Source organism: Burkholderia sp. IO2 (assembly GCF_029522185.1).
In the GTDB taxonomy this organism is placed as follows: domain Bacteria; phylum Pseudomonadota; class Gammaproteobacteria; order Burkholderiales; family Burkholderiaceae; genus Burkholderia; species Burkholderia cenocepacia.
Window position 1 is genome coordinate 21,046 of sequence record NZ_JAKWFH010000016.1, and the last position, 14,559, is coordinate 35,604.

Annotated in this window: 12 protein-coding genes; 9 read left to right on the forward strand and 3 right to left on the reverse strand. The window is 66.0% G+C overall.

All coding sequences use genetic code 11. From position 1 onward, the window contains the following. Positions 1 to 52: 52 nt before the first annotated feature. Together MMB92_RS12550 and MMB92_RS12555 are read right to left on the reverse strand one after the other, a co-directional pair. Positions 53 to 922 (reverse strand): sulfurtransferase, encoded by an 870-nt coding sequence (locus tag MMB92_RS12550; RefSeq protein WP_006486463.1) that lies wholly within the window; start codon positions 920 to 922, stop codon positions 53 to 55. 117 nt (positions 923 to 1,039) lie between these two features. Beyond that, entirely contained in the window at positions 1,040 to 2,146 is a 1,107-nt protein-coding gene (locus tag MMB92_RS12555) for an aromatic ring-hydroxylating dioxygenase subunit alpha (protein WP_006486437.1), read from the reverse strand. Positions 2,147 to 2,416: 270 nt separating this feature from the next. On the opposite strand from MMB92_RS12555, the gene MMB92_RS12560 reads away from it, so the two are divergent. The 4 genes from MMB92_RS12560 to folE2 all read left to right on the forward strand — a co-directional run bounded on the left by MMB92_RS12560 (position 2,417) and on the right by folE2 (position 6,541). Then, the gene (locus MMB92_RS12560; RefSeq protein ID WP_006479428.1) at positions 2,417 to 2,710 is read left to right on the forward strand and encodes an exodeoxyribonuclease VII small subunit; all 294 of its coding nucleotides are present in this window, start codon (positions 2,417 to 2,419) and stop codon (positions 2,708 to 2,710) included. Further along, a complete protein-coding gene (locus tag MMB92_RS12565; RefSeq protein WP_006479426.1) occupies positions 2,707 to 3,591 on the forward strand; it encodes a polyprenyl synthetase family protein in 885 nt (294 codons plus the stop codon). The genes MMB92_RS12560 and MMB92_RS12565 overlap by 4 nt, the downstream gene beginning before the upstream one ends. An 81-nt stretch (positions 3,592 to 3,672) precedes the next feature. Then, positions 3,673 to 5,577 (forward strand): 1-deoxy-D-xylulose-5-phosphate synthase, encoded by a 1,905-nt coding sequence (gene dxs, locus MMB92_RS12570; RefSeq protein WP_006486458.1) that lies wholly within the window; start codon positions 3,673 to 3,675, stop codon positions 5,575 to 5,577. Between the two features lie 154 nt (positions 5,578 to 5,731). Beyond that, a complete protein-coding gene (gene folE2 / locus MMB92_RS12575) occupies positions 5,732 to 6,541 on the forward strand; it encodes a GTP cyclohydrolase FolE2 (RefSeq protein ID WP_006486446.1) in 810 nt (269 codons plus the stop codon). An 88-nt stretch (positions 6,542 to 6,629) separates the two neighbouring features. Here the strand turns inward: folE2 and tsaD are convergent, their stop codons facing one another. Then, positions 6,630 to 7,670: a tRNA (adenosine(37)-N6)-threonylcarbamoyltransferase complex transferase subunit TsaD gene (gene tsaD, locus MMB92_RS12580; RefSeq protein WP_226245466.1), complete on the reverse strand. Its 1,041-nt coding sequence runs from the start codon at positions 7,668 to 7,670 to the stop codon at positions 6,630 to 6,632. A gap of 121 nt (positions 7,671 to 7,791) precedes the next feature. Between tsaD and MMB92_RS12585 the strand changes: the two genes are divergently transcribed. From MMB92_RS12585 to rpoD, 5 genes are all read left to right on the forward strand, one after another. Next, positions 7,792 to 9,021, forward strand: coding sequence for an NAD(P)/FAD-dependent oxidoreductase (locus MMB92_RS12585; protein ID WP_256604929.1), 1,230 nt, complete (start codon positions 7,792 to 7,794; stop codon positions 9,019 to 9,021). A gap of 105 nt (positions 9,022 to 9,126) precedes the next feature. Then, positions 9,127 to 9,339, forward strand: a complete 213-nt coding sequence (rpsU, locus tag MMB92_RS12590) for a 30S ribosomal protein S21 (RefSeq protein ID WP_006479415.1) — start codon at positions 9,127 to 9,129, stop codon at positions 9,337 to 9,339. Between the two features lie 194 nt (positions 9,340 to 9,533). Continuing rightward, positions 9,534 to 9,980: a GatB/YqeY domain-containing protein gene (locus MMB92_RS12595; RefSeq protein WP_006489061.1), complete on the forward strand. Its 447-nt coding sequence runs from the start codon at positions 9,534 to 9,536 to the stop codon at positions 9,978 to 9,980. Positions 9,981 to 10,050: 70 nt separating this feature from the next. Further along, positions 10,051 to 11,928, forward strand: coding sequence for a DNA primase (gene dnaG, locus MMB92_RS12600; RefSeq protein WP_275525403.1), 1,878 nt, complete (start codon positions 10,051 to 10,053; stop codon positions 11,926 to 11,928). 88 nt (positions 11,929 to 12,016) lie between these two features. After that, a complete protein-coding gene (gene rpoD / locus MMB92_RS12605; RefSeq protein WP_077020949.1) occupies positions 12,017 to 14,434 on the forward strand; it encodes an RNA polymerase sigma factor RpoD in 2,418 nt (805 codons plus the stop codon). Positions 14,435 to 14,559: the final 125 nt, after the last annotated feature.

Sequence of the window (14,559 nt, forward strand, 5' to 3'; positions counted from 1 at the left end):
GGCAAGCGGCGGCCGAGGCCGCCGCTGCGTGACTGCCGCGCCGTACGCGCGCTTACGGCGTCGGGCCGGTCGCGATCGGTCGCGACGGATCGGCGCTCCATTCGCTCCACGAACCCGGGTACAGCGACGCGCCGTGCAGGCCCGCCACTTCCAGCGCCAGCGCGTTGTGGCAGGCGGTGACGCCGGAGCCGCATTGCAGGATCACGCGGTTTGGCTCGGTGCCGGCCAGCACGGTGGCGAATGCCTCGCGCAATTCATGGCCGGTCTTGAAGCGGCCGTCGGCGGCCAGGTTGTCCTTGAAGAAGCGGTTGCGCGCACCGGGAATGTGGCCGCCCACCCGATCGATCGTTTCATTTTCGCCGCGATAGCGGTCCGGTGCGCGTGCATCGATCACCACGCGCGCGGCCGACGACACGTTCGCGAGCACGGCCGCTGCATCGACCGTCGATTCGAGCGGCGTTGCGGCGCGGAAGTCGCCGGCGGCCGGTTGCGGCACGTCGGTCGTCAGCGGCTGGCCGGCCGCTTCCCACGCCTGCAGGCCGCCGTCGAGCACCGCGACCGAATCGTGGCCGAGCCAGCGCAGCAGCCACCACAGGCGCGCCGCATAGGCGCCGCCTTGCGCGTCGTACGCGACGACTTGCTGGCCCTGCTTGAGGCCGCGGCTGGCGAGCAGCGTGGCGAGCGCGTCGCGGGTCGGCAGCGGATGGCGGCCGTTGGTGCCCGTCTTGCGGCCCGACAGGTCGCGGTCGAGATGAAGGTATTGCGCGCCGGGAAGGTGGCCGGCCGCGTAGGCGGCTTCGCCGGCGCCGGGATCGGCGAGATCGAAGCGGCAGTCGAACAGCGCCACGCTGCCGGGCGCCGCGGCCAGGCGCTCGGCGAGATTGGCGGCGGAGATGAGCGTGGTGTAATGAGTGTGTGGCATGACGGCTCCCTGGAGTGCAAATGGCCTGACACTCCAAGTCTAAACAAAAAAAGACGGGCCGAAGCCCGTCTTTTCGTTTGCCGGCGGCCGGGCGGCGGCAACGCGCCGCCTCCGCTGTCAGAGGTCGCCGAGGTGGCGGCGCAGGAACTCGTGGAAGTGCTGCATCCCGTCTTCCATCGGGCTCTGGTACGGGCCGACCTGCGACTCGCCACGCGCCATCAGCGCACGGCGGCCCGCGTCCATCCGCATCGCGATCTCGTCGTCCTCGACGGCCGTCTCCATGTAGGCGGCGCGCTCGGCCTCGACGAATTCGCGTTCGAACAGCGCGATTTCCTCGGGGTAATAGAACTCGACGATGTTGGTCGTCTTCTGCGGCCCGCGCGGGATCAGCCACGACACGACCAGCACGTGCGGATACCACTCGATCATCAGGCCCGGGTAGTAGACCATCCAGATCGCGCCGAACTCCGGCGGCACGCCGTTGCGGAACTTCAGCACCTGCTCGTGCCATTTCTGGTAGGTCGCGCTGCCCGGTTTCGCGAGGGCGTTGTGCACGCCGACCGTCTGCACGCTGTACCAGTCGCCGAACTCCCATTTGAGATCGTCGCACGACACGAAGCTGCCGAGGCCCGGGTGGAACGGGACGACGTGATAATCCTCGAGGTAGACCTCGATGAACGTCTTCCAGTTGTAATCGCACTCGTGCACTTCGACGTGATCGAACTGGTACTCGGAGAAGTCGAAGTGATGCTTCGTGCCGAGGTTGGCGAGATCGCGCGCGACGTTGCGGCCCTCGGCCTCGAACAGCAGCCCCTGCCAGTTCTGCAGCGGGCTCTTGCCGAGGTTCAGGCACGGCTTGTCGGGGAAGTGCGGTGCGCCGAGCAGCTCGCCTTCGAGGTCGTACGTCCAGCGGTGCAGCGGGCACACGATGTTCTGCGTGTGGCCGCGCCCGTTGAGCATGATCGCCTGCCGGTGGCGGCACACGTTCGACAGCAGTTCGATCTGGTTCGTCTGGTTGCGGACCAGCACGCGGCCTTCCTTCTCGGACGGCAGCGCAAAATAATCCCCCGCCTCGGGCACCATCAACTCGTGCCCGACGTAACGAGGTCCTTTCTTGAAGAGGGTTTCGATCTCGCGCTCGAGTAGCGCCTCATCGAAATATGCAGTGACTGGAAGCTGGCTGTGGGCCGACTTCAACTGAAGCGCATCGCTCAGATTGGACATTCCCACTCCCGGTGTTAGCGTGAAAGCAGTGAACAACCCAACCATCGAAAAATCGATTTAGGGAAACGGAGAATTATACCCGGTTCGCCTCGCAAGGCTAGGATTAAGTGCCTGATTTGTGTCAATTTTTTGTCGGGCGGCCGTCGAAAGGCGCACACTGTGCATCGAAGATGGGGCCGGGATTGTGCGCGGGCGCCCAAGACGGCAGGTCGGAAAATTCTCTTTTGCCGTAGAATGTCCGACTTGTTTTGAAATTTGACACCCTCGTCCATGGCGAAAACCGCATCCCCAGGCGCCACGCCGCCCGGCAATGGCACCGAACCGTTGCCGGACAATTACGAGATGGCGCTCGCGGAACTCGAGACGCTGGTTGCCCGGATGGAAGGCGGCGCGCTGAGCCTCGAGGATTCACTGGCGGCGTATCGCCGCGGTGCGACCCTCGTTGCGTTTTGCCAACAGCAGCTCGAGAAAGTGGAGCAGCAGGTTCGCGTGCTCGACGGCGCGACGCTGAAGCCGCTTTCGTCCGGAACGGCCGCCACGGACGGCGAAGACGACGATCTATGACATTCGAACAATGGATGCGGTCCGTGCTTGACCGTGTCGAGGACGCACTCGGCCACTATCTGCCGGCTGAAACCGCGATGCCCGCGAAACTTCACGAGGCGATGCGCTACGCGGTCCTCGGTGGCGGCAAACGCGTTCGCCCGCTGCTGTGCCATGCAGCAGGCGAGCTGACCGGTGCGACGGAGGCGGCACGCAACGCGGCGGCGGCGGCGCTGGAGATGATCCACGTCTACTCGCTCGTGCACGACGACATGCCGTGCATGGACGACGACGCGCTGCGTCGCGGCAAGCCGACCGTGCACGTGCAGTACGACGAGCCGACGGCGCTGCTGGTCGGCGATGCGCTGCAATCGCAGGCGTTCGTCGCGCTGACCGACGCCGACGCGCTGTCGCCGGTGCAGCAGGCGGCGCTCGTGCGCGAGCTGGCGCTCGCGAGCGGCTCGATCGGCATGGCCGGCGGGCAGGCGATCGACCTGGCGAGCGTCGGCCTGAAGCTGACGCGCGAACAGCTCGAGACGATGCACCGGATGAAGACGGGCGCCTTGCTGCGCGCGGCCGTGCGGATGGGCGCGCTGGCCGGCGAGACGCCTTCGGCGGAAACGATGGCTGCGCTGGACGTGTACGCGGGGGCCGTGGGTCTGGCCTTCCAGGTCGTCGACGACATTCTCGACGTCACGACCGATTCGGCGACGCTTGGCAAGACGGCCGGCAAGGACGCGGCGAACGACAAGCCGACCTATGTATCGATCCTCGGTCTCGAGGCGTCGCGCGAGCTGGCAGCGCAGCTGCGCGCCGAAGCGCACGATGCGCTGAAACCGTTCGGCGCACGCGCACAGCGTCTGGCCGAACTTGCCGACCTGGTAGTGAACCGGGTCAGCTGACGCGAAAGCCCGCCGCCGCGCACACGCTACGGTGCGTGCAAAAGAATGCGGGCGCGTTTGATTTCCTACAATGGAACGACGATGTACGACTTGCTGAAAACCATCGACGACCCGGCGGATTTGCGCCGCCTCGATCGTCGCCAACTGCAACCGCTCGCGGATGAACTGCGCGCGTTCGTGCTCGACAGCGTGTCGAAGACGGGCGGCCATTTGTCGTCCAACCTCGGGACGGTCGAGCTGACGATCGCGTTGCACTACGTGTTCAACACGCCGAACGATCGCATCGTCTGGGACGTGGGTCACCAGACCTATCCGCACAAGATCCTGACGGGCCGCCGCGACCAGATGCATTCGCTGCGTCAGTACGACGGCATCTCGGGCTTCCCGCGTCGCAGCGAATCCGAATACGACACGTTCGGCACCGCGCACTCGAGCACGTCGATCTCGGCGGCGCTCGGCATGGCGATCGGCAGCCAGCTGAACGGCGACGACCGCTTCTCGATCGCCGTGATCGGCGACGGCGCGATGACGGCCGGCATGGCGTTCGAGGCGATGAACAACGCGGGCGTGTCGGAAGATGCGAAGCTGCTCGTGATCCTCAACGACAACGACATGTCGATCTCGCCGCCGGTCGGCGCGCTCAATCGCCATCTCGCCCGCCTGATGTCGGGCCGCTTCTATGCGGCTGCGCGCGCGGGCGTCGAGCGCGTGCTGAGCGTCGCGCCGCCGGTGCTCGAACTCGCGCGCAAGCTCGAGGAGCACGCGAAGGGCATGGTCGTGCCGGCCACGCTGTTCGAGGAGTTCGGCTTCAACTACATCGGCCCGATCGACGGTCACGATCTCGATTCGCTGATCCCGACGCTGCAGAACATCCGTGAACTGCGCGGCCCGCAGTTCCTGCACGTCGTGACGAAGAAAGGCCAGGGCTACAAGCTCGCCGAAGCGGATCCCGTGCTCTATCACGGCCCCGGCAAGTTCAACCCGGCCGAAGGCATCAAGCCGTCGACGACGCCCGCGAAGAAGACGTACACGCAGGTATTCGGCGAGTGGCTGTGCGATGAAGCCGAGCGCGATACGCGCGTGGTCGGCATCACGCCCGCGATGCGCGAAGGCTCGGGCATGGTCGAGTTCGAGAAGCGCTTCAAGGATCGCTACTACGACGTCGGCATCGCCGAGCAGCATGCGGTGACGTTTGCGGGCGGTCTCGCGACCGAAGGGCTGAAGCCCGTCGTCGCGATCTACTCGACGTTCCTGCAGCGTGCGTACGACCAGCTGATCCACGACGTCGCGCTGCAGAACCTGCCGGTCGTGTTCGCGATCGACCGCGCGGGCCTCGTCGGCGCGGACGGCGCGACGCATGCGGGCGCGTACGATCTCGCGTTCATGCGCTGCATCCCGAACATGACGATCATGGCCGCATCCGACGAGAACGAATGCCGCCAGATGCTGCACACGGCGCTGCAGCAGCCGAACCCGACCGCGGTGCGCTATCCGCGCGGCGCGGGTACGGGCGTGGCGACGGTGAAGGAATTCACCGAGATCCCGCTCGGCAAGGGTGAAGTGCGTCGCCGCACGTCGCAGCCGGAAGGCAAGCGCGTCGCGATCCTCGCGTTCGGCACGATGGTCGCACCGTCGCTCGCCGCGGCCGAGGAACTCGACGCAACGGTCGCGAACATGCGCTTCGTGAAGCCGGTCGATGCAGCGCTCGTGCGCGAGCTCGCCGAAACGCACGACTACGTCGTGACGGTCGAGGAAGGCTGCGTGATGGGCGGCGCGGGCTCGGCCTGCGTGGAAGCCCTGATGGAGAGTGGGGTTATCCGACCCGTACTACAATTGGGCCTCCCTGACCTGTTCATCGATCACGGCGACCCCGCGAAGCTGCTGTCGCAATGCGGCCTCGACGGCGCGGGTATCGCGAAATCGATTCGCGAACGCTTTCTGAATCCGGCGGCCGATGTCGCCGGTCAGGCGAAGCGCGTCGCGTAAGCTGGCGCCGCCCGCGGGCGGCGTCGGTGCGACTGGCGCAACCGGTCTTCATTGATGCGGAAAACATGGGCCTGCGGGCCCATGTTGCTTTTCCGGCTGCCGCATGATGCGGCGTGCGCGTCGTCGGACGCGCGGCTTACAAGGATTGAACAAGATGAACCAGATGAATCCCGCCTTCGTGATGCCCGACGTGCAGAGCACGGTGGATACCCGTCAGATCCCGATTCAGCGCGTCGGCGTGAAGGCGGTCCGGCATCCGTTGACGGTATGCACCGAAAGCGGCGACGTGCAACCGACCGTCGGTGTCTGGAACCTCGACGTCCGTCTGCCGGCCGACCAGAAAGGCACGCACATGTCGCGCTTCGTCGCGCTGCTCGAAGAGAATCGCGCGCCGCTGACGGTCGAGCGCTTCCGCGCGATGCTCGCGTCGATGCTCGAGAAGCTCGAGGCCGAGGCCGGCCGCATCGAAGTCACGTTCCCGTATTTCGTGAACAAGACGGCGCCGGTGTCCGGCGTGCAAAGCCTGCTCGACTATGAAGTGACGCTCGCGGGCGAAAGCCGCAACGGCGATACGCGCCTGTTCCTGAAGGTGCTCGTGCCGGTGACGAGCCTGTGCCCGTGCTCGAAGAAGATCTCGCAGTACGGCGCGCACAACCAGCGCTCGCACGTGACGATCGACGCGGAGCTGGCTGCGGATCTGCCGGTCGAGGCGCTGATCCGCATCGCGGAAGAAGAGGCGTCGTGCGAACTGTGGGGTCTGCTGAAGCGGCCGGACGAGAAGTTCGTGACCGAGCGTGCATACGAGAACCCGAAGTTCGTCGAGGATCTCGTGCGGGACGTCGCGCAGCGTCTCGATGCGGACGAGCGGGTGGTCGCCTACGTGCTCGAAGCCGAGAACTTCGAGTCGATCCACAATCACAGCGCGTATGCGCTGATCGAGCGCGACAAGCGGCAGGCTGCATAACGCTGCGGCGTTTTGTCACGCCAATGAAAAAGGCCGCTCGAACGAGCGGCCTTTTTGTTTTCCTGCCGGTGGTGGCGCGTGACGCGAGTCAGCCCGCGAGCGATGCGAGATCCCAGCGCGGCTTCACCGTGAACGCGTAGTCGGCATTCGCCTGTTCGGGCCAGCGGCCGAGCCGCAGTGCGCCCGCGAGCGCGATCATCGCGCCGTTGTCGGTGCAGAGCGCGAGATCGGGGTAGTGCACGTCGAAGCCGCGCTTGGCCGCGGCCGCCGACAGTGCCGCGCGCAACTGGCGGTTCGCGCCGACGCCGCCCGCGACCACGAGGCGCTTGAGCTTCGTCTTCTTCAGCGCGGCGAGCGACTTCGCGACGAGTACGTCGACGGCCGCATCGACGAAGCCGCGCGCGAGGTCGGCCTTCGCGCGTTCGAGCGCTTCGCCGTCGAGCTTCGTCGCTTCGAATTTCTTCATCTGCGTGAGCACGGCCGTCTTCAGGCCGCTGAAGCTGAAGTCGAGATCGCCCGAATGCAGCATCGGGCGCGGCAGCACGACCGCGCCCGGCGTGCCCGTTTCGGCGAGCTTCGATACTTCCGGGCCGCCCGGGTAGCCGAGGCCGATCAGTTTCGCGGTTTTGTCGAACGCTTCGCCGGCCGCGTCGTCGAGTGTTTCGCCGAGCGTCTCGTACACGCCGACGTCGGTCACGCGCATCAGCTGCGTGTGGCCGCCGGACACCAGCAGCGCGACGAACGGGAACGGCGGCGGCGCGTCGACCAGCAACGGCGACAGCAGATGGCCTTCGAGGTGATGGATGCCGACGGTCGGCTTGTTCCATGCGAGCGCGAGCGCATTCGCGATGCTCGCGCCGACCAGCAGCGCGCCGGCGAGGCCGGGGCCCTGCGTGAACGCGATCGCGTCGATGTCGTCGCGGCGCGTGCCGCTTTGCGCCATCACTTCCTCGAGCAACGGCAGCGCGCGGCGGATGTGGTCGCGCGACGCGAGCTCGGGCACGACGCCGCCGTAGTCGCGGTGCATCGCGATCTGCGAATGGAGCGCGTGCGCGAGCAGGCCGCGCTGCGTGTCGTAGAGCGCGAGGCCGGTTTCGTCGCAGGAGCTTTCGATGCCGAGAACGAGCATGGGTGAGGGCGGGGCACGCCGTTTCGGACGCGCCGCAGGTAGGTCAACGTAACCGGAAAGTATAGCAGGCGAGGGCAGGCGGCCGCTGGCGGCGGCCCGGGCCCGATGCCGGGCAGGTACAATCCGCGCCATGGAAACCTATGACATCGCCGTGATCGGCGCGGGCGCCGCCGGCATGATGAGCGCCGCGGTCGCCGGGCAGCTCGGCCGCCGCGTGGTGCTGCTCGATCACGCGCCGCGGCTTGCCGAGAAAATCCGCATCTCGGGCGGCGGCCGCTGCAACTTCACGAACCTGTACGCCGGGCCCGACAACTACCTGTCGTCGAATCCGCATTTCGCACGCTCGGCGCTCGCGCGCTATACGCCGCGCGACTTCCTCGGGCTGCTCAAGCGCCATCACGTGACCTGGCACGAAAAGCACAAGGGTCAGCTTTTTTGCGACCACGGCAGCGACGCGATCATCGACGTGCTGAAGCACGAGTGCGACGCGGGCGGCATCGCGTGGCGCCGGCCCGTCGTCGTCGACGCGGTGCGCCATGCGCCATCCGACGGCTTCACGCTCGACACGCAGCAGGCGGGGCCGATCGGTGCGCGCGCGCTGATCGTCGCGACCGGCGGCCTGTCGATCCCGAAGATCGGCGCGACCGACTTCGGCTACCGGCTCGCGAAGCAGTTCGGCCACAAACTTGTCGATACGCGGCCGGCGCTCGTGCCGCTGACGTTCGCGCCGCAGGACTGGGCGCCGTTCGCGCCGCTGTCCGGCGTATCGCTCGAAGTGCGCGTTTCGACCGGCGACAAGAAGCGCGGCGGCGAATTCGTCGAGGACCTGCTGCTGACCCATCGCGGGCTGTCCGGGCCGGGCATCCTGCAGATCTCGAGCTACTGGCAGCCCGGCGATCCGATTCGCGTCGACCTGCTGCCGCAGCGCGATACGGTGGCTGACCTGCTCGACGCGAAACGCACGTCGAAGCGCCAGATCGGTTCGCTGCTCGCCGACTGGGTGCCGTCGCGCCTCGCGCATGCGTGGCTCGACACGCATCGCGTCGCGGCCGACGCGCGACTCGCGGACCTGCCGGACAAGACGCTGCGCCAGATCGGCGACGCGCTGTCCGGCTGGACGCTGACGCCGAACGGCACCGAAGGCTACAAGAAGGCCGAAGTGACGAAGGGCGGGGTCGATACGCGCGAGTTGTCGTCGGCGACGATGATGAGCGCGCGCGTGCCGGGGCTGTTCTTCGTCGGCGAGGCGGTGGACGTGACGGGCTGGCTCGGCGGCTACAACTTCCAGTGGGCATGGGCGTCCGGCACGGCGGCGGGGCAGGCCGCGGCCGAGTACGCGCGCGGCGCCTGACGCGCCGGCCGGCGCCCGATTGGCGGGGCCGGGCCCCGTGCCTTTGGGCAATCGCTCTGCTATACTCGGTAGTCTTTCCCTGCAAACCTTTATTCGTGTCGGATCATGACGATCATTCGCGTTAAAGAGAACGAGCCGTTCGAAGTTGCAATGCGTCGCTTCAAGCGCACGATCGAGAAGAACGGTCTGCTGACCGAGCTTCGCGCGCGCGAGTTTTACGAGAAGCCGACCGCAGAACGCAAGCGCAAGAAGGCTGCTGCGGTGAAGCGTCATTACAAGCGTATTCGCAGCCAGACGCTGCCGAAGAAGCTGTACTGAACGATTGGGCGCCGCGCGGTTCGCTGAGCGGCGCACCGGCGACTCCGTGCGATCGGGTGCGATCGCGCAACCGATCAGGCGGCGAGTCGCCGATGCCGGATTCGAGCAACCCGCTTGAGACACTGTCCCAAGCGGGTTTTTGTGTTGACGCCCGTTCGCGGGCGTCGGATTCACGTTTCCATCCCGGGTGAAAGATGAGTTTGAAAGAGCAGATCAGCGAAGACATGAAGGCCGCGATGCGCGCGAAGGACAGCGAGCGCCTGGCAACGATTCGCCTGCTGATGGCCGCGATCAAGCAGCGCGAAGTCGATGACCGGGTCACGCTCGACGACGCGGGCATCACGGCCGTGATCGACAAGATGATCAAGCAGCGCAAGGATTCGATCAGCCAGTTCCAGGCGGCCGGCCGCGACGATCTCGTCGCGAAGGAGCAGGCCGAGCTGACCGTGCTGGGCGGCTACATGCCCGCGCAACTGTCGGACGCCGAAGTGGCGGCCGAAGTCCAGGCGGCGGTCGCGCAAACCGGCGCAGCCGGCCCGCAGGACATGGGCAAGGTGATGGGCGTGCTGAAGGCCAAGCTCGCCGGCCGTGCCGACATGACGGCCGTTTCCGCGCAGGTCAAGGCCGCGCTCACGAAGTAAAACCCGTTCCCGGCGCGCCCAGCGATGCGTGCGCCGGGCGTCGTATTGTCTTTTTTCGCTCGATCCCACGGTGATTCCGCATTCGTTCCTGCAGGATTTGCTGAACCGCGTCGATATCGTCGACGTGGTGGGCCGGTACGTGCAGCTCAAGAAGGGCGGCGCCAACTTCATGGGGTTGTGCCCGTTCCATAACGAGAAGAGCCCGTCGTTTACCGTCAGTCCGACCAAGCAGTTCTATCACTGCTTCGGTTGCGGCGCGCACGGCACGGCGATCGGCTTCCTGATGGAACATGCGGGGCTCACGTTCCCGGAGGCCGTGCAGGAACTCGCGCAGTCCGTCGGCCTGACCGTGCCGCACGAGCCGTCGATGCGCGGCGGCGGTGGGGGCGGCGGCGGTGGCGGCGACTATCCGGCGCCCGTGTCGAAATCGGTGGCGACCGCGCTGTCCGACGCGATGACGGCGGCGTGCGACTACTATCGCAAGCAGTTGCGCGGCGCGACCGTTGCGATCCAGTACCTGAAGAACCGTGGCCTGACCGGCGAGATCGCCGCGCGCTTCGGGCTCGGCTATGCGCCGGACGGCTGGCAGAACCTCGAGGCCGCGTTCCCGGACTATCGCGACGAGTCGCTCGTCGAGGCGGGGCTCGTGATCGTCAGCGAGAAAACCGACGCGCAGGGCGTCGCGCGCCGCTACGACCGGTTCCGCGAGCGGATCATGTTCCCGATCCGCAACGTGAAGGGGCAGGTGATCGGGTTCGGCGGCCGCGTGCTCGGCAGCGGCGAACCGAAGTACCTGAACTCGCCCGAAACCCCGCTGTTCAACAAGGGCAGCGAGCTGTACGGGCTGTTCGAGGCGCGCCTCGCGATTCGCGAGCGCAAGTACGTGCTGGTCGTCGAAGGCTACATGGACGTCGTCGCGCTCGCGCAGCTCGGCTTTCCGAACGCGGTCGCGACGCTCGGCACCGCGTGCACGCCGATTCACGTGCAGAAGCTGCTGCGCCAGACCGACACGGTCATTTTCAGTTTCGACGGCGATTCGGCCGGGCGGCGCGCGGCGCGGCGCGCGCTCGAGGCATGCCTGCCGCATGCGGGCGACAACCGGACGATCCGGTTCCTTTTTCTGCCGGCCGAGCACGATCCGGACAGCTACGTGCGCGAGTTCGGCGCGGAGGCGTTCTCCGAGCAGGTCGAGCGCGCGATGCCGCTGTCGCAATTTCTGTTGAACGAAGCGGTTGCCGGCAAGGCGCTCGATCAGCCGGAAGGCCGCGCGAAGGCGCTGTTCGATGCGAAGCCGCTGTTGCAGGCGCTGCCCGCGAACGCGTTGCGCGCGCAGATCATGCACATGTTCGCCGACCGCCTCGATATCCCGTTCGAGGAGGTCGCGGGGCTGTCGGACGTCGACACGCGCATCGCGACGCCGCCGCGCCAGGCGCCCGCGCGCAGCGAGCGGCGCCGCGTGACGGACAGCGAAAAGCGCGCGCTGCGCACGCTGGTGATGCATCCGCGCGTCGCATCGCAGCTCGACGACGAACAGATTGCGACCCTGCGCGCGCTGCCGCGCATCGGCGAGCTGTTCGCGGAAGTCGTCGATCATGCGCGTGCGCTGGGCGAAGGCGCGGAGTTCCGGCTGCTGTCGGATGTCCTGAGGACGTCCTCGAACGGGGCGACTTACGAGGAAATCTTCCGCGAAATTCTGGACTATGATGAAAACGTCCGCGATTTGCTGTTACAGAATCCGGAAGACGAGACGGTGCCCGAGCGGCAACGTGAGCAGGAGCGGATTGCGGGGGAGGAGCTGCAGGCAGCGGTGCTCAAGATGCGCTACGACGCCTGCTGCGACCGGCTGGACAGGCTGGCGCGGCAATCCACCTTCACCCCCGAGGAATTGGCCGAATTGACGGAATTGAACCAGCAGCGAACCGACATGAAGCGTCGGCTCGGGCTGTAGGCGGCCGGGGCGCTTAGAGAGGGCTCCCCAGCGTGCTATAATATAAGGTTTCCAGCGGTTTGTTTTCTAAGCAGAGGCGAGAATCGCGATGGCAAAGACGACAGGCGGAAAGAAAGCAACAGGCAAGGGCTCGACGGAGCCGACCAAGAAGGTCACAGCGGCCAAGTCTGCTTCTTCCACCAGGACAACGTCTTCAGCCACGTCAGCCCCTGCAGGAAAGAAAACCGCGGCCGGCACTGCTCAGGCTGCGCCGGCGCCGGCAGCCAGAACACGGGCTGCCGCCAGACCCGACTCCGGGCCGGCCAAGCCGGCGGCGAAGCGGGCAAGTGCGAAAAGCGCAAGGGACACGACTGCCGACGCGGACGAAACGGCAGTACGTACTACTCATGCACCCACGGTTCAACCGGCTGTCGTCCAGCAGCCGCGAGTCGATATAGCCGGTACGGCGAACTCCATGACCAAAAAGCTGAACGAAGTATCCGTCGAAGACGACGCAAATCAGAGCGACGAGCAGCCCGCAGCCGCGGCTGCACCGGGCAAATCCAAGGTGCGCGATCGTCGCGCCAAGGAAAAGGCGCTGCTGAAGGAAGCGTTCGCGACGAGCACGCCGGGCACGGCCGAGGAGCTCGAAGAGCGCCGCGTGAAACTGCGCGCGCTGATCAAGCTCGGCAAGGAGCGCGGCTTCCTGACGTACGCCGAAATCAACGACCACCTGCCGGACAACTTCACCGAGACCGAAGCCCTCGAGGGCATCATCGGCACGTTCAACGACATGGGCGTGGCGGTTTACGAGCAGGCGCCGGACGCGGAAACGCTGCTCCTGAACGACAACGCGCCCGCCGCGTCGTCGGACGATGAAGTCGAAGAGGAAGCCGAAGTCGCGCTGTCCACCGTCGATTCGGAATTCGGCCGTACGACCGATCCGGTCCGGATGTACATGCGCGAGATGGGCACGGTCGAGCTGCTCACGCGCGAAGGCGAAATCGAGATCGCGAAGCGGATCGAGGACGGCCTGCGCCACATGGTGATGGCCATCTCCGCGTGCCCGACGACGATCGCCGACATCCTCGCGATGGCCGAACGCGTCGCGAACGAAGAGATCCGCGTCGACGAGCTCGTCGACGGCCTGCTCGATCCGAATGCTGCGGACGCCGCCGATACGGACGGTTTCTCCGCGAAGGAAGCGGAAGCGATCGAGAACGAGGACGAGGAAGCCGAAGAGGAAGAGGAAGAAGAGGAAGAGGAGGAAGACGACGGTGCCGCGCAGGCATCGGCGAACGCCGCCCAGCTCGAAGCCCTCAAGCGCGCGTCGCTCGAGAAGTTCTCGCAGATCAGCGAGTGGTTCGACAAGATGCGCCGCGCATTCGAGAAGGAAGGCTACAAGTCGAAGGCCTACCTGAAGGCGCAGGAAACGATCCAGAGCGAGCTGATGACGATCCGCTTCACCGCGCGTACCGTCGAACGCCTGTGCGACACGCTGCGTGCGCAGGTGGACGAAGTGCGTCAGGTCGAGCGTCAGATCCTGCACATCGTCGTCGACAAGTGCGGCATGCCGCGTTCGGAATTCATCGCACGCTTCCCGGGCAACGAGACGGATCTCGACTGGGCCGAGAAGATCACCGCGGAAGGCCATTCGTACAGCGCGGTGCTGTCGCGTAACGTCCCGGCGATCCGCGAACAGCAGCAACGCCTGCTCGACCTGCAGGCGCGCGTCGTGCTGCCGCTGAAGGACCTGAAGGAAACCAACCGTCAGATGGCGGCCGGCGAACTGAAGGCACGTCAGGCGAAGCGCGAAATGACCGAGGCCAACCTGCGTCTCGTGATCTCGATCGCGAAGAAGTACACGAACCGCGGCTTGCAGTTCCTCGACCTGATCCAGGAAGGCAACATCGGCCTGATGAAGGCGGTGGACAAGTTCGAATACCGTCGCGGCTACAAGTTCTCGACCTATGCGACGTGGTGGATCCGTCAGGCCATCACGCGCTCGATCGCGGACCAGGCGCGCACGATCCGTATTCCGGTTCACATGATCGAAACGATCAACAAGATGAACCGCATCTCGCGGCAGATCCTGCAGGAAACCGGTCTCGAGCCGGATCCGGCAACGCTCGCCGAGAAGATGGAAATGCCGGAAGACAAGATCCGCAAGATCATGAAGATCGCGAAGGAGCCGATCTCGATGGAAACGCCGATCGGTGACGACGACGATTCCCATCTCGGCGACTTCATCGAGGACACCAACACGGTCGCGCCGGCGGATGCCGCGCTGCATGCCAGCATGCGCGACGTCGTGAAGGACGTGCTCGATTCGCTGACGCCGCGCGAGGCGAAGGTGCTGCGGATGCGTTTCGGTATCGAGATGAGCACCGATCACACGCTCGAGGAAGTCGGCAAGCAGTTCGACGTCACGCGCGAGCGGATCCGTCAGATCGAGGCCAAGGCGCTGCGCAAGCTGCGTCACCCGAGCCGTTCCGACAAGCTGAAGTCGTTCCTCGAAGGGAACTGATTTCCAGCGTCTCCGTTACGAACGCCGCCGGTATCCGCATGATGCCGGTGGCGTTCGTTCCCTCTGTCGTCTTTGTTGTTACAATGCCGGCCCGGCTTCGTTGTCGGGGTGGCGTGTAGCACGCC

Bases quoted from the DNA above. Each gene is read 5' to 3' on its own strand.
- MMB92_RS12550 (WP_006486463.1), bottom strand. From the start codon at position 922: ATGCCACACACTCATTACACCACGCTCATCTCCGCCGCCAATCTCGCC.
- MMB92_RS12555 (WP_006486437.1), bottom strand. From the start codon at position 2,146: ATGTCCAATCTGAGCGATGCGCTTCAGTTGAAGTCGGCCCACAGCCAG.
- MMB92_RS12560 (WP_006479428.1), top strand. From the start codon at position 2,417: ATGGCGAAAACCGCATCCCCAGGCGCCACGCCGCCCGGCAATGGCACC.
- MMB92_RS12565 (WP_006479426.1), top strand. From the start codon at position 2,707: ATGACATTCGAACAATGGATGCGGTCCGTGCTTGACCGTGTCGAGGAC.
- dxs (WP_006486458.1), top strand. From the start codon at position 3,673: ATGTACGACTTGCTGAAAACCATCGACGACCCGGCGGATTTGCGCCGC.
- folE2 (WP_006486446.1), top strand. From the start codon at position 5,732: ATGAACCAGATGAATCCCGCCTTCGTGATGCCCGACGTGCAGAGCACG.
- tsaD (WP_226245466.1), bottom strand. From the start codon at position 7,670: ATGCTCGTTCTCGGCATCGAAAGCTCCTGCGACGAAACCGGCCTCGCG.
- rpsU (WP_006479415.1), top strand. From the start codon at position 9,127: ATGACGATCATTCGCGTTAAAGAGAACGAGCCGTTCGAAGTTGCAATG.
- MMB92_RS12595 (WP_006489061.1), top strand. From the start codon at position 9,534: ATGAGTTTGAAAGAGCAGATCAGCGAAGACATGAAGGCCGCGATGCGC.
- rpoD (WP_077020949.1), top strand. From the start codon at position 12,017: ATGGCAAAGACGACAGGCGGAAAGAAAGCAACAGGCAAGGGCTCGACG.